We start from the raw sequence: 13,507 nt of genomic DNA on the forward strand, positions 1-13,507 counted from the left end.
GCCTTACTTAAAGCGCTCAATGACTTCAGGTGCCATCTTCAGTTTTTGCATGTGCAAACGGGTATAAGCCTGACGGAAATTCTTGGTCATAGAGATCATGACGGATGCGGTCCAGGCAAAGGCAAACATTCCTGAAAAAGCAATGATGATTGCCAACATCTTCCAGCCACTTGGCAGGAGATCATCCATAAAACCCATTGCTGTGTAGGTACTGCCACTGAACAAGATACTCTCACCCAAATTCGGCAGAAGATTAAATACTCGAAGTGAGATGCCCCAGAGAATAATCTCAAAGATATGGGTCAGAAATAAACATAGCACACTGACATAAAACACAAAAGTCACTGAAGAGTACTTATGTTCTGACAAATATAAAAATGACTTGACTTCATAGCGCTTTGCAATTTGGAGCAAAGCAAATCCATGCACCAACATCACAATGAGGAGCATGGCGATGCCAAACAAGTAGGCCGGTAAATCTAGCTCGGAACTAAGGGTAACGGTATTAGTAATGGACATGATCTTTAACAGGCTATTTTACAGTTCTTGTAGGTCATCTTAGGCTAATTGATGCCAGTCTCGAATGACTTCCCAAGCCTCCTCAGCAGTCTCAACAAAATGGATTAGCTCCATATCTGCCTGATCTATTACTCCATGGTCCAGCATCTGCTTGAAATTGATCACTTCTTGCCAGAATGATTTCCCCACCAGAACGATTGGAAAACGCTCGACCTTTTTTGTTTGCATTAAGGTAAGCACTTCGAAAAGCTCATCAAATGAACCAAAGCCGCCTGGATAGGCCACAATCGCTCTTGCCCTGAGCATGAAATGCATCTTACGAATAGCGAAGTAATGAAAGCGAAAGCTCAAGCCTGGTGTAATGTAAGGATTAGGATGCTGCTCTCTTGGTAGGCTGATATTAAAACCAATGGTTTTATCCCCGGCATCAAATGCACCACGGTTAACGGCCTCCATGATTCCGGGGCCGCCACCAGTAGCGATATATAACTTATTGCGACCTTCAGATTGAGTGGCGTTATAGCCCGCAACAATTGATCCAAACTCCCTAGCTGAGTCATAGTACTTACAGTGTAGTAAAGCCCGTTTTGCCTCTACTTGGGCATCCGGTGTTTTGGCGTTCTTTTCTAATTCCTGGGCCGTTTGACAGCTTACAAATCGGGTTGAACCAAATACGGTGATGGTGTGTTCAATACCGTGCTCATGCAACAAGATCTCTGGCTTGAGTAACTCCAGCTGAAAGCGTAGGCCTAGAGTTTCACGACGCGCCAAAAAGGCTGGATCGTCAAATGCGAATCTATAAGAATCATCAGAATCGCTTTCTGATAACTGGCTTTTCTGAAGCTTTAAAAAATCAGTAATAGTTTGGGAGTTATTCAGAGGAAGTCTTGGGCTCATATTTATACCTTTATTTCAACCTTTAAAAAATGGCTTATCTGCAGTTCGGTAGACAGACAAGCCCTAGGATACAAAGTCAGAATTAGTATTACTACCTAGAATATTGCATTAATTTCATATCTAGGGCCTATTCGGATTTACCGTCTACGTTTCAAGCGTTAATATAAGGAAATATTAACTAACCCGAAGGAAAAGCAATGAGCAACCGTTCAATCATCATCATGGTACTAGTATTAATCTCTGCTACAGCCTATTTACTCATCAAAGGCGACGGCGATATTGACATGGGTGGTGAGAAGCATGGTGCTGAGGCAGCTCATATGGAAGAAGCCAAGAAAGATGCTCCTGCTGCTCCTGCTGCTCCTGCTGCTCCTGCTGCTCCTGCCGCACCCGCAGCAGCTCCTGCAGCTGACGCTAAGAAATAATCTCTTCTTGAGAAAAATAAGCCGCGGTTCGCCGCGGTTTTTTTATACCGATTTATTTGCCCTTACTCTTTTATGAAAAAAATACTTGGATGTAGTCTGCTGTTCATATGCCAGTTAGTTTTGGCTCAAACACAGAATACAGTACTGAGTAAATTTATCGATAAGGCCATGCTTACATCTTTCGCACCGACCGGCACTCTTCGTGTTGGCATTAATCTCGGAAATCCAGTTCTAGCAGGCTCAATTGATAAAAGTGAACCTCAGCCTAAGGGCGTGACGATAGATATTGCCCAAGAAATTGGCAGGCGATCCGGCATACCGGTTGAGCTGATCTCTTTTAAAAGCGCTGGTGCAATAGTAGAGGCCCTTAAAGCCGATCAGCTTGACCTCATCTTCGTAGCCATCGATCCAGTTCGTGGAGCAGATATCAGCTATACGCCCGCCTATATCCAAATTGAGGGCGCCTACATGGTCAAAGCCTCCTCTCCCATACAGAGCAATGAAGAGGTTGATGCTACTGGTAATGAGATTGTGGTTGGCAATGCTAGTGCTTATGACCTGTATCTAAAACGTGAAATTAAAAAAGCCACCCTACTTCGATCAATCAACTCTCAATCAGTCGTAGATGACTTTATGAGTGGAAAAGGCAATGTCGCTGCAGGAGTGAAACAGCAACTAGAGGCAGATTCCAAACGATATGACAATGTACGCATGCTACCGGGTAGATTTATGGTGATTCATCAGGCAATGGGAGTACCAAAATCACGCGCTGACTTTGAAAAGATAACTCTGTATTTGAGTGATCTCGTTACAGAATTAAAGACTTCGGGTTTTATTGCCAACTCCATGCAAAAGCACGGTATCGAAGGTGCCAAGGTAGCGGAGTAAAAGCTAGCAAATTCCTTGTTAAGCCACATATAAGAGCGATACTACGTAGATGAACTCCCCTACCGAACTGAGATCACTCGAGCTCATTACCCGCCTCAAACGAGCGTCCTCAGAACATAAGGGGAATGCAGGTAAAGTTTTGCTCATTGGTGGTGCACCTGGAATGGCTGGCGCCCTCATCCTGGCTGGCAGTGCCGCGCTGCACTTGGGGGCAGGTTGGACTATGCTGGAGATGCTGGATCCGACTGCTGCCCACGCAATGCCGGAACAAGCCGAGCTGATGGTTCGCCTGGCCAGCTTTAATGCCCAAGAACAATTAGAAACTACGGCACCGGATGTGATTGCGATCGGGCCGGGCCTTGGTTTTTCTGCACTGGCCAGAGATTGGTTAACAGCTTCCCTATGCTATCCAAAAGTGCCGCTCGTGATTGATGCCGATGCACTCAGCCTGATTGCCGATAATCCTGAATTTTTAGATCTTCTCAAACAACGTAATCAAGCATTCCCCAGAATGACTGTACTCACCCCACACCCTGGAGAGGCAGCCCATCTTCTCAATACGATCGCTTCAGTCATTCAGGCGGATCGCATAGCCGCTGTATTAGACTTGGTCAAGCTCACCGATTGCATCGTTGTGCTTAAAGGTCAACATACGCTCATTGCCTCGCCTCTTCATCCGGTAGTGCAGTGCGCTCAAGGCAATCCCGGTATGGCTGTTGGCGGAATGGGTGATGTCTTAACTGGCACTATCGCAGCCATCGCAGCCCAAGGCGTCCGCCACAATCTCAGTTTATGGGAGTCAAGTTGCATTGGGGTACAACTACACGCCACGGCAGCCGATAGCTTGGTTGCACAGCAAATTGGTCCCATTGGACTTACTCCAACAGAGGTCATTGTGGAGATGCGGAGTCTACTCAACAAACTGTTATAAAGCATCATGCAATTAGTTAGCGGAACACTTCATCATCGCCGTTATATCTACGGCCTCTTAATGGCCGGACTCGGCTCCATACTATTCTCCGGCAAAGCGATTCTAGTCAAACTCGCTTTTGGCTACGGTGCAAATGCTGAGACGCTGATTGCCTTAAGAATGCTGATGGCGCTTCCCCTCTTCTGGGGAATTTATTGGTGGCAAGCGCATAGGCAAGCCATGAGTCCGCTCACATTGCAAGATCAAATAAAGATATTTTCCCTGGGATTTATGGGTTACTTTCTTTCCAGCTATCTTGACTTTTTAGGACTGCAATATATTTCCGTTGGACTAGAACGTATCGTGCTTTACCTGACACCTACCATCGTGTTGTTGATTTCTTATTTTGTATTGAATAAATCCATTAGTCGCTTGCAATGGTATGCACTCGCGGTGGGATATCTTGGCGTGATCGTTGTATTCATTCAAGATGCCAGCTCGACCGGATCAATGGCTCTGCTCGGCATGTTATTGGTCTTTGCTAGCGCGTGCTCGTATGCAATCTACATGATTGGATCCGGAGAAATGGTCAGGCGCGTGGGTAGCGTACGCTTAGTTGTCTATGCTAGCTCTGCATCAGCTTTCATGAGTGTCATTCAAATTCTGATTTACGATCCTGCAGCTGTATTTGTGCAGGCACCGCAAATTTATTGGCTCAGTCTGCTCAATGCAAGTCTATGCACAGTCATTCCGATGTTGTTAATCATGATTGCCATTAATCGTATTGGCTCACCGCTAGTTGCTCAAGCCGGAATACTTGGCCCCGTCTCTACCCTCTTTATGGGCTGGATCGCATTGTCTGAACCGATTACCTGGATTCAGATGGGCGGAATGAGCTTGGTGATGGGTGCAATGTGGTTGCTGGTGCGTAACGATGCACCAAACAAACAACAGGGTCAGAACTCTATAAAGCCTTTAGACCCCGAGGGATCTGATCCTCTCAGTTAGTTATTAATTTATTGCTGAGCAGTAGGCTCTTGAGCTGCTTTTGCTTTCTTCTTCGATTTTTTCTTAGCCTTCTTCTCTGCTTTTTTATCTTTCTTGGATTTCTTCGCAGTCTTCTTAGCGGCTTTTTCTGGCTGTGCATCAGGCGTTGTTACAGGAGCGGCTGTAGGTGCTCCTGCTGGAGCTGGGTCAGCAGCCATTACCGCAAAAGGAGATACACCGATGGAGGCAGAAATCAGCGCAGCCAAAGTGAGTTTTATAAAGCGAGCGTTCATTTGGGACTCCAAGAGATTGGTGGATGATTTAATCATACCCAATAAATTACTTTTAATACTTTATTTTCGAAAAGTGCCCAGATGAACTCCGATCCTGCCCAAGCTCGAGAAAATGAAAAAGCCGTCCTAAGACGGCCCTTTCAGACTAGAGAGTCATCGCCATTTAGGCTGGCTGAGCTTCAGTCTCTGTAATTTTTTCTAATGCTGTAGCAAGGTGGTCCACTGTGCGGTCAACATGGGCCAATTTCTCTAGGCCAAATAAACCGAGGCGGAAGGTGCGGAAGTCTGGACGTTCATCGCACTGCAATGGCACGCCAGCTGCTGTCTGCATTCCAAGAGCAATAAACTTTTTGCCTGACTGAATATCTGGATCCTTGGTATAGCTCACCACAACACCAGGAGACTGAAAGCCCTTTGCTGCAACTGAGTGGTAACCGTTGGATACCAATAAGGCGCGAACCTTGTCACCTAACTCTTGTTGCTTTGCTTTGAGTGCAGCAAAACCTAAGGACTGAGTTTCTTTCATCACGTTGCGCAAGATTTTGAGCGCATCGGTAGGCATAGTAGTGTGATACACGTGACCACCCTTTTCATAGGCTTCCATGATTTGGAGCCACTTCTTCAGATCCATTGAGAAGCTACTGCTTTGAGTTGACTCAATACGCTCGCGTGCTCTCTCACCCATGGCCACCATCGCGCAGCAAGGTGAACTGCTCCAACCTTTTTGAGGGGCAGTGATCAATACATCTACATTGCAAGCCTTCATGTCTACCCAGGTTGCACCTGATGCGATGCAATCGAGCACAAACAAACCATTGACTGAACGCACCGCTTCACCCACTGCCTTGAGATAGCCATCTGGCAAGATGATGCCTGCAGAAGTTTCTACGTGCGGAGCGAAGACAACCGCTGGCTTTTCTTTTTTAATAAGAGCTACTACTTCTTCGATCGGTGCAGGGGCAAATACACCTTGCGTCGCATCTTCTAATTGCTTACCTTTAATAACGGTAATGTCCTTAGTGATATTGGCTAAATCAAAAATCTGAGTCCAGCGGTAGCTAAACCAACCGTTGCGCAAAATAAGACATTTTTCATTATTGGCAAATTGACGAGCAACAGCTTCCATGCCAAAAGTGCCGCTACCAGGAACGATCACTGCAGAACTGGCGTTGTAAGCATCTTTCAGGACGCTAGAAATATCCACAATGACTTTTTTGAATTCTTCAGACATGTGATTAAGCGAGCGATCGGTGTAAACAACCGAGAACTCTAAGAGACCATCTGGATCAACATTCGGGAGTAAGCCTGGCATAGTAATTTCCTAGTGAAACGTGTGATTAGCCCTAAATGATACTGATTTGGCGCTGTTTTGGTACTTAGCCTTTAAAAACAGACTTTTTGAGCAAATAAAGGGGCTTAGGCACTTCTCTGCCTTACGGAAGAAACCAGTATTCCAGCCACAATCAGGACAAAAGCGAGGCCATGAAAAAGCTGGGGTGGATCCCCCAAAATGGCAGCAGAGAGAAGCGCCGTAAATAAGGGAATGAGATTAGCAAAGAATGCTGCCACCGTAGGCCCTGCACCATTCACCCCCAAACCCCAGCACCGATAAGCAATCAGGGACGGGCCAATGGCGACAAATAAGATCAATGCCCCGGTCCAGTAATTCAGGTCAAGAAAGGCGTGCCCTGTGGCAATTTCCGCACCCTCAAACAGCATCGTCCACAAAAATCCAATTAAGACCTGTGCCATCAAAAATTCAGCCCATGGCCACTGCCGCTCAGTACTCGCTCCCGGGCGGCTAATCATCCAGCTATAAAAGGCCCAGAGAATCGTGGCCAACATAATGAGCAAATCACCCATGACTACTTCCATACTCAAGAGACTGGCAGGCTCACCTCGCGTGAGGACTACAGTCACACCCACCAAAGAGACGACTGCCCCTAAGAGCTCAAGAAGCGTTGGCCTCACTTGATAAAAGATGGCGCCGATGAGGAGCATCCAGATCGGCATGCTCGCCCCAATGAGGGTGACATTAATTGCCGTCGAGGTTTGTAAGGCAAGATACAAGAGCACGTTATAGCTACCCACCCCCAATAATCCCAAGACGAGGAAGCGACTCTTGTTTTGCCACAGGGCGCTACCTGGCTTGAGGATTCGCCAGCCAAGAGGGAGTAGTAACAAGGCTGCTAAGCCCCAGCGGACAGCGCTGAGGGTGATCGGTGAAACACTGCCCACTAAGACTCTTCCTACTATTGCATTACCCGCCCAGAGGAGGGTCGCAAGCGTTAAATACAAGACGGTCGACAGGGGTATTTGAGGCATTCGGAGGTATGTGGGTAAATGGGTGGCTGTTTTGAGCCTCAAGAAGGGCTTTGCCTACGCATTGTAGAAACAAATGCTCGGTATTGCTAAGATAGAGCTTAAATTAGCTCTTGCTCTCAGGCATTTGCAATATACAAAGGGGTTTTAGTGGCCATCATTACCAATATTGAAGATTTACGAGTTCTGCATCAGAAGCGCACCCCTAAGATGTTTTATGACTATGCAGACTCCGGGTCATGGACTGAATCAACCTACCGCGCCAATGAGTCGGATTTTCAGAAAATTAAACTGCGTCAGCGTGTCGCTGTCAATATGATTAACCGCACCACCAAAACAACGATGGTCGGAGAAGAAGTTGCCATGCCAGTCGCATTGGCACCTACTGGACTAACCGGAATGCAACATGCTGATGGTGAAATTCTGGCGGCTCGAGCTGCAGAAAAATTTGGCGTCCCTTTCTGTCTTTCTACGATGAGTATTTGCTCGATTGAAGATGTGGCAGAACGCACTACTAAACCCTTTTGGTTTCAGCTCTATGTCATGAAAGACCGCGGCTTTATTGAGCGCCTCATTGAGCGAGCCAAAGCAGCTAAGTGCTCCGCCTTAGTTCTTACTCTAGATTTACAGATACTGGGACAGCGCCACAAGGATTTAAAAAACGGTTTGTCTGCACCACCAAAGCTGACGATCGCCAACATCATCAATATGATGACTAAGCCACGCTGGTGCATGGGGATGGCAATGACTCCCCGCAGAACTTTCCGCAACATTGTTGGTCATGCTACTGGAGTTGGCAATATGTCTTCCCTCTCCTCGTGGACCGCCGAGCAGTTCGACCCAGGCCTGAGCTGGGATGATGTGGAATGGATTAAAAAGCTATGGGGTGGCAAGTTAATTATTAAGGGCATCTTGGATGAAGAAGATGCGCGCTTTGCCGCTAATTCTGGTGCAGATGCTCTGATCGTTTCCAATCATGGTGGCCGTCAGTTGGATGGCGCGATCTCCAGCATTAAAGCATTGCCCGGCATCGTGAATGCCGTTGGTAAAGATATTGAGGTCTGGATGGATGGTGGCATTCGTTCCGGACAAGATGTTTTGAAAGCCTGGGCCTTAGGAGCACGCGGCACATTGATTGGTCGCCCCTTCCTCTATGGCTTGGGTGCTATGGGCGAGGCCGGTGTTACTAAATGCCTAGAGCTTATTCATAATGAATTAGATATCACTATGGCGTTTACAGGGCACCGTGATATCCAGAATGTGACTAAAGATATTTTGTATCCAGGAACTTTTTAATATTCCACACTTAGCTAATTATCCCGAACTCGTTTTTATCATCTCTGCTGTAGCCCTCTCGGGTTCAGTATGGTTTGGTAATGTAGTACTCAGCAAGTACCGGACCAAAGACACTGAGACCTCGGCAGATTTGGGGATCATCCAGACTGCAACGCTTACATTGCTCGGTCTCATCATTGGCTTTACCTTTTCAATGGCAATCGCTAGATACGACTTGAGGCAGACTTATGAGGAGGCGGAGGCAAATGCCATCGGTACTGAGTTCTTAAGAGTAGATCTCTTACCCAGTAAAACTGCAGAATCCATCAAGGGACTTCTCAACGAATATCTTGATCAGCGTATCTTGTTTTATTCTAAGCAAGATCAAGAGACGGCTAAGCAAATTACGAAACGCACCATTGCTTTAGAGAATGCGATGTGGAACGAACTACTCCCTGTAGCACGCACACAATCAACCCCAACCATTGCGCTAGTGGTCTCTGGAATGAATGATGTCATCAACTCCCAAGGCTATACCCAGGCGGCTTGGTGGAACCGTATCCCGACTGCGGCTTGGTGGCTGATGTCTGCAATCGCGATTGCAGCCAATATATTGGTAGGCTTTGGTGCGCGGAACTTTAAACCGAATGTCGTCCTTTTTATGATTTTCCCAACCATGATTGCTATTGCCTTCTTTCTGATTGCAGACATTGATAGCCCTCGTGGTGGTGTTATTCGCATCGATCCACGAAATCTCATCGACCTAAAAAACAATATGAGCCCCGCAAATGGCTCAGTCCCCACCAGAGGCATTCATAAATGAAGCGCATTGTTGACGTATATAAAGATAGGGGTCGAGAGCTTGTGTGGACTTATGTTGTTCACCTTGGCAATCTTGAATTTCACCCGGCCCAAGCTGATTTTGAGCAAGAGGCGCTACGACTCTCTCAACTTGATAAACGCGGTACGCCAAGCGAGTTGAGCGCCAGAGCTAGACTTACCGTTCGATAATTTCTTACCTTAGTTCCGAAATATGAAACCTTTAAGCAAAAAAGCCAAGATGGCAGTGGGATGGACAATTTTAATGACCGTCACTGGCACTGCCATGATTCATCAATGGGAATTCTTTGCAATGGGATGCGCGTCTATTGCAATGCTACTCGTTGCAAACCACTATGGCCTATTAAAAGACCCCGAAGACAAAAAATAAGGCCCCTATCTTTCGATAGCGGCCCTGATCAATCTTTAGTAGATTAGAGCGTTGGGTAGTCTGTATATCCTACTTCTGCCCCACCGTAAAAAGTGGCGCGGTTGTAAGCATTGAGCGCAGCACCCTGCTTAAAGCGCTCAGCCAAATCTGGATTAGAGATATACAAACGACCATAAGCCACCGCATCTGCTAAGCCAGCTTCCAAAACAGCTTCGCCCATGGCTTGGTCATATCCACCAGCACTAATGAATTGACCATGATAGATCGCACGGAACATCTCTGAAGTAACGGGTGCCTCTGTGTTCACTTGATCATTGCCACCTGCACTGGTAGAGCGCGGTTCGATCATATGTACATAAGATAGGTGATAGCCATTGAGTTTCTGAATCACCGCGGTGAACAAGGCAACTGGATCGCTGTCAGCCATATCATTAAAGCTGCCATAGGGTGATAAGCGCACACCGATACGATCGCTTGGGTATATTTTGGAAATGGATTCAATCACCTCGCCCAATAAGCGCATGCGGTTTTCAATTGATCCGCCATAGCCATCGGTACGTTGATTCGTTTTGTCTTGCAAAAACTGATCAAGTAAATAGCCATTCGCAGAATGAATTTCCACGCCATCGAAACCTGCCGCTTTTGCATTAGCAGCAGCCAATTCAAAATCTTTCAAAAGATGGGTAATATCTTCAGTAGTCATCGCCTTAGGCGTTTCGTAATCGTGCAATTTCCAATCAGCACCGTAAGTTTGACCAGCAGGTGCAATCGCAGATGGCGCCTCAGGAATGCCCTGCTCGGGATGCAAAGAAGAATGAGAGATACGTCCAACATGCCATAACTGCGCAATCATCTTGCCACCTTTGGCATGCACCGCACTCACAATCTCTTTCCAAGCGGCTGTTTGCTCACCAGAATAAATTCCAGGCGTTGCTGGATAGCCTTTACCAATAGCAGAAATTTGCGTTGCCTCGCTGATGATGAGGCCAGCAGTTGCCCTTTGCTCGTAGTAAGTTTTTGCCAGGGGGTGTGGCACATCCCCATCAATCGCCCGCATTCTAGTAAGGGGCGCCATCACCAGGCGATTCTTTAATTCAATCGCGCCAAGCTTGACGGGGGTAAACATGATTTCTTTTCCAGACATAACTACTTTCTTTTTTGGGGTGAATACTTCAATTGATGCGCAACTTTAGCAGGGATATTACAACGCTGCCGATACCATACTAGACCTTTTGAGCGCTCTTTCGGCTACTGCGATTCATTTTTGGGCTTGATTGGAATCTTGACTCAATGCGCTCGGCAAGTGCTTGAAACTCATCATGATGTGCAGTAGATAAACGGGCGACAAGAGCAATCACTCTATTAGGGGCAGGTGGGGCTAGGGAGCGAGCAACCAATGTCGTGCCATTTAAAATCCCTCCTTTTACCGCCATCTCAGGAAGCAGCGCAATACCCATGCCAGACTCCACCATTTGCAACAACGTAAGCAAGCTAGTTGCCTCCATGCCCTCGGCATTGCGAATATCAGAATGCTTACAAGCTTGCATCGTGTGATCACGCAGGCAATGGCCCTCCTCCAGCAAAAGTAGCCTCTCTGCCATTTTGGTAGGCAAATGAATTTCCTTGCCCTTTAATGCAGGATCATTTGCACCTGCAACCAACCAAAATTCATCGACAAAAAGCTCTTTCACCAAGAGGCCGGCTGTGTCATAGGGCAATGCAATTAATGCAAAATCGAGTTGATGATCTGCTAAACGCGCCAACAGATTAGCGGTCAAATCTTCACGCAACGCAATTTTTAGCTTCGGGTAGCGCTCCCGAATATCAGGCAACACGTTTGGCAATAAAAATGGCGTGATAGTTGGGATCACTCCCAATCGAATTGTCCCTGCCATTGGTTCACCCGAGGCGCTCGCATATTCCACGAGATCTTGAGACGAGGTCAAGATCACCTTAGCCCTTTCTAAAATATCTTCACCGATTGGAGTGATGGCTACATTTTGCCTATCCCGCTCTACTAGGCGGACTCCCAAAACATCCTCCAGCTCTTTTAAACCGGCGCTTAAGGTAGATTGACCTACGAAGCAGACCTCTGCAGCCCTAGTAAAATTGAGCTCTTGAGCAACCGCTACAAAATAGCGAAGTTGTCGTAATGAAGGTAAAGCAGCCATGATCTGTCCTTATCCCTATAATCTAATTATCAGATAAATAATATCATTCCCATTCACCTTATAAATCATTGTTTGCTTGATTCTTTGTTTTTTTCTTGTTTACTTGTTAGATACAAAGCAATGAGAACTTTAGCTAGCAAGTGAATTTGAAATTCCATTTAAACTGCCTTTAATCCATTACAACAAGGAATCCCCATGAAATCTTGGCAATGTATCGTTTGTGGTTTTGTCTATGACGAGGCGAAAGGCTTGCCTGAAGACGGCATTCCTGCCGGCACTGCTTGGGCTGACATCCCTGACGATTGGGAATGCCCCGATTGTGGCGTATCAAAATCCGACTTTGAAATGGTGCAAGTTTCCTAACTCAAGCCACACGCAACACCTTTAAACGCATTATTAGGGAGTCCAGTTTTGGATCATCAGAATCAATCATCCCCATCGGGGATTGTCATTATTGGTAGCGGCCTAGCTGGCTACACCGTCATTCGTGAGCTTCGCAAAATAGATAAGGCAACTCCGATTACTCTTGTAACAAGAGAGCCAGGATACTTTTACTCTAAGCCGATGCTCTCTACAGCATTGGCAAGCAGCAAATCTGCAGAGCAATTGATTTCTACTAACGCCGAGGGCATGGCAACACAGCTAGATATTACGATTCTGGGCGATGCTGATGTCACTGCAATTGATACCACCGCACAAACGATCACTACTTCTACAGGCAGTATCTCCTATGGGAAGTTAGTACTGGGATTAGGGGCTGATCAGATTCGCCTAACCCTAGAAGGCAATGCAGCAGATGAAGTAATTACCGTCAATGATTTGGAGGACTACGCCCAATTTCGCAAGACGATTGAAGGCAAAAAACGAATCGCTATTTTAGGTGCCGGCCTCATTGGATGTGAGTTTGCAAATGATTTGGTTTTAGGTTTATATGAAGTCGATGTCATCGACTTAGCACCACAGGCTTTGGGTAGACTCCTTCCCGAGGTAGCAGCACAAGCACTTCAGGCTAAGCTCAGTACAGCAGGCGTTCGTTGGCACTTCGCTACTACCGTGCAGTCAATTGATCGAAGCGGCGATTCTCTCTCGATTACACTTGCCAACGGATCTGTAATTCATAGTGATGCATTTCTATCCGCTGTCGGTTTAAAGCCTCGCTTAGATTTAGCTCAATCAGCCGGAATTGCCACAGGCGCAGGCATTACAGTGAATCGTCATTTAGAAACTAGCGCGAAGAATGTTTATGCTATTGGCGACTGCGCCGAAGTCGAAGGTTTGGTTCTGCCTTATGTCATGCCAATCATGCAGGCAGCGCGGGCTTTAGCACCCAACCTGCTTGGACAACTCACTGCACTCAGTTATCCCGCTATGCCGGTAATGGTGAAGACCCCCGCCCTGCCAACGATTGTTTCACCACCGGCCAAGGATGCGGTTGGTGACTGGAAAATCAATTCGGTGGAAGGCGGTCTCGAAGCGCGCTTTGAATCTAGTGACGGCAAGCTACTCGGCTTTGCCCTTATGGGAACAGCCACTGCACAACGTGGCGCACTGACAAAAGAGTTGCCGCCCATCTTGTAATCAAGCTGACTGATTGCTGTCTCTCAAGGATC

At 46.8% G+C, this 13,507-nt stretch carries 17 protein-coding genes; 10 read left to right on the forward strand and 7 right to left on the reverse strand.

Going from position 1 to position 13,507, the window contains the following annotated elements; all coding sequences use genetic code 11:
- Window positions 1-3 precede the first annotated feature (3 nt).
- Both C2747_RS06485 and C2747_RS06490 read right to left on the reverse strand, forming a co-directional pair.
- A complete protein-coding gene (locus C2747_RS06485) occupies window positions 4-519 on the reverse strand; it encodes a hypothetical protein (RefSeq protein WP_215330800.1) in 516 nt (171 codons plus the stop codon).
- A 39-nt stretch (window positions 520-558) separates the two neighbouring features.
- Window positions 559-1,416 carry an LOG family protein gene (locus C2747_RS06490; protein ID WP_215330801.1) on the reverse strand — a complete coding sequence of 286 codons (858 nt, stop codon included), beginning with the start codon at window positions 1,414-1,416 and terminating at the stop codon, window positions 559-561.
- Between the two features lie 197 nt (window positions 1,417-1,613).
- Between C2747_RS06490 and C2747_RS06495 the strand changes: the two genes are divergently transcribed.
- From C2747_RS06495 to C2747_RS06510, 4 genes are all read left to right on the forward strand, one after another.
- Window positions 1,614-1,841, forward strand: coding sequence for a hypothetical protein (locus C2747_RS06495; RefSeq protein ID WP_215330802.1), 228 nt, complete (start codon window positions 1,614-1,616; stop codon window positions 1,839-1,841).
- 168 nt (window positions 1,842-2,009) lie between these two features.
- Window positions 2,010-2,729 (forward strand): ABC transporter substrate-binding protein, encoded by a 720-nt coding sequence (locus tag C2747_RS06500; protein WP_251374712.1) that lies wholly within the window; start codon window positions 2,010-2,012, stop codon window positions 2,727-2,729.
- Between the two features lie 49 nt (window positions 2,730-2,778).
- A complete protein-coding gene (locus tag C2747_RS06505) occupies window positions 2,779-3,660 on the forward strand; it encodes an NAD(P)H-hydrate dehydratase (RefSeq protein WP_215330804.1) in 882 nt (293 codons plus the stop codon).
- 6 nt (window positions 3,661-3,666) lie between these two features.
- Window positions 3,667-4,647 carry a DMT family transporter gene (locus tag C2747_RS06510; protein WP_215330805.1) on the forward strand — a complete coding sequence of 327 codons (981 nt, stop codon included), beginning with the start codon at window positions 3,667-3,669 and terminating at the stop codon, window positions 4,645-4,647.
- A gap of 8 nt (window positions 4,648-4,655) precedes the next feature.
- Here C2747_RS06510 and C2747_RS06515 read toward each other — a convergent pair whose 3' ends face one another.
- From C2747_RS06515 to C2747_RS06525, 3 genes are all read right to left on the reverse strand, one after another.
- A complete protein-coding gene (locus tag C2747_RS06515; protein ID WP_251374713.1) occupies window positions 4,656-4,955 on the reverse strand; it encodes a protein tyrosine phosphatase in 300 nt (99 codons plus the stop codon).
- Between the two features lie 127 nt (window positions 4,956-5,082).
- Complete coding sequence (locus C2747_RS06520) at window positions 5,083-6,231, reverse strand: aminotransferase class V-fold PLP-dependent enzyme (protein ID WP_215330806.1); 1,149 nt, start codon at window positions 6,229-6,231, stop codon at window positions 5,083-5,085.
- A gap of 104 nt (window positions 6,232-6,335) precedes the next feature.
- A complete protein-coding gene (locus C2747_RS06525; protein ID WP_215330807.1) occupies window positions 6,336-7,244 on the reverse strand; it encodes a DMT family transporter in 909 nt (302 codons plus the stop codon).
- Window positions 7,245-7,391: 147 nt separating this feature from the next.
- Between C2747_RS06525 and C2747_RS06530 the strand changes: the two genes are divergently transcribed.
- From C2747_RS06530 to C2747_RS06545, 4 genes are read left to right on the forward strand one after another with little or no spacing between them, the layout of a single operon-like run.
- Complete coding sequence (locus C2747_RS06530; protein WP_215330808.1) at window positions 7,392-8,537, forward strand: alpha-hydroxy acid oxidase; 1,146 nt, start codon at window positions 7,392-7,394, stop codon at window positions 8,535-8,537.
- A gap of 40 nt (window positions 8,538-8,577) precedes the next feature.
- Entirely contained in the window at window positions 8,578-9,339 is a 762-nt protein-coding gene (locus C2747_RS06535) for a bestrophin-like domain (protein ID WP_491005596.1), read from the forward strand.
- On the forward strand, window positions 9,336-9,527 hold the full coding sequence (locus C2747_RS06540) for a hypothetical protein (RefSeq protein WP_215330810.1): 192 nt from the start codon (window positions 9,336-9,338) through the stop codon (window positions 9,525-9,527). The genes C2747_RS06535 and C2747_RS06540 overlap by 4 nt, the downstream gene beginning before the upstream one ends.
- A 22-nt stretch (window positions 9,528-9,549) precedes the next feature.
- Window positions 9,550-9,726: a hypothetical protein gene (locus tag C2747_RS06545; protein ID WP_215327449.1), complete on the forward strand. Its 177-nt coding sequence runs from the start codon at window positions 9,550-9,552 to the stop codon at window positions 9,724-9,726.
- A 43-nt stretch (window positions 9,727-9,769) separates the two neighbouring features.
- On the opposite strand, the gene C2747_RS06550 is transcribed toward C2747_RS06545, so the two are convergent.
- Window positions 9,770-10,870, reverse strand: coding sequence for an alkene reductase (locus C2747_RS06550; RefSeq protein WP_215330811.1), 1,101 nt, complete (start codon window positions 10,868-10,870; stop codon window positions 9,770-9,772).
- Between the two features lie 79 nt (window positions 10,871-10,949).
- Window positions 10,950-11,897 carry a hydrogen peroxide-inducible genes activator gene (locus C2747_RS06555; protein WP_215330812.1) on the reverse strand — a complete coding sequence of 316 codons (948 nt, stop codon included), beginning with the start codon at window positions 11,895-11,897 and terminating at the stop codon, window positions 10,950-10,952.
- Window positions 11,898-12,092: 195 nt separating this feature from the next.
- Here C2747_RS06555 and C2747_RS06560 point away from each other — a divergent pair, with 195 nt between their 5' ends.
- The gene (locus C2747_RS06560; RefSeq protein WP_215330813.1) at window positions 12,093-12,260 is read left to right on the forward strand and encodes a rubredoxin; all 168 of its coding nucleotides are present in this window, start codon (window positions 12,093-12,095) and stop codon (window positions 12,258-12,260) included.
- A 48-nt stretch (window positions 12,261-12,308) separates the two neighbouring features.
- A complete protein-coding gene (locus tag C2747_RS06565; RefSeq protein WP_215330814.1) occupies window positions 12,309-13,475 on the forward strand; it encodes an NAD(P)/FAD-dependent oxidoreductase in 1,167 nt (388 codons plus the stop codon).
- Window positions 13,476-13,507 lie beyond the last annotated feature (32 nt).

Origin of the sequence: Polynucleobacter corsicus (assembly GCF_018688255.1) — a bacterium.
Taxonomy (GTDB): domain Bacteria; phylum Pseudomonadota; class Gammaproteobacteria; order Burkholderiales; family Burkholderiaceae; genus Polynucleobacter; species Polynucleobacter corsicus.

Coding starts and splice junctions, on each gene's coding strand:
- C2747_RS06555 (WP_215330812.1), bottom strand. CDS start 11,897: ATGGCTGCTTTACCTTCATTACGACAACTTCGCTATTTTGTAGCGGTT.
- C2747_RS06515 (WP_251374713.1), bottom strand. CDS start 4,955: ATGATTAAATCATCCACCAATCTCTTGGAGTCCCAAATGAACGCTCGC.
- C2747_RS06560 (WP_215330813.1), top strand. CDS start 12,093: ATGAAATCTTGGCAATGTATCGTTTGTGGTTTTGTCTATGACGAGGCG.
- C2747_RS06505 (WP_215330804.1), top strand. CDS start 2,779: ATGAACTCCCCTACCGAACTGAGATCACTCGAGCTCATTACCCGCCTC.
- C2747_RS06500 (WP_251374712.1), top strand. CDS start 2,010: ATGCTTACATCTTTCGCACCGACCGGCACTCTTCGTGTTGGCATTAAT.
- C2747_RS06525 (WP_215330807.1), bottom strand. CDS start 7,244: ATGCCTCAAATACCCCTGTCGACCGTCTTGTATTTAACGCTTGCGACC.
- C2747_RS06540 (WP_215330810.1), top strand. CDS start 9,336: ATGAAGCGCATTGTTGACGTATATAAAGATAGGGGTCGAGAGCTTGTG.
- C2747_RS06545 (WP_215327449.1), top strand. CDS start 9,550: ATGAAACCTTTAAGCAAAAAAGCCAAGATGGCAGTGGGATGGACAATT.
- C2747_RS06510 (WP_215330805.1), top strand. CDS start 3,667: ATGCAATTAGTTAGCGGAACACTTCATCATCGCCGTTATATCTACGGC.
- C2747_RS06520 (WP_215330806.1), bottom strand. CDS start 6,231: ATGCCAGGCTTACTCCCGAATGTTGATCCAGATGGTCTCTTAGAGTTC.
- C2747_RS06485 (WP_215330800.1), bottom strand. CDS start 519: ATGTCCATTACTAATACCGTTACCCTTAGTTCCGAGCTAGATTTACCG.
- C2747_RS06490 (WP_215330801.1), bottom strand. CDS start 1,416: ATGAGCCCAAGACTTCCTCTGAATAACTCCCAAACTATTACTGATTTT.
- C2747_RS06495 (WP_215330802.1), top strand. CDS start 1,614: ATGAGCAACCGTTCAATCATCATCATGGTACTAGTATTAATCTCTGCT.
- C2747_RS06550 (WP_215330811.1), bottom strand. CDS start 10,870: ATGTCTGGAAAAGAAATCATGTTTACCCCCGTCAAGCTTGGCGCGATT.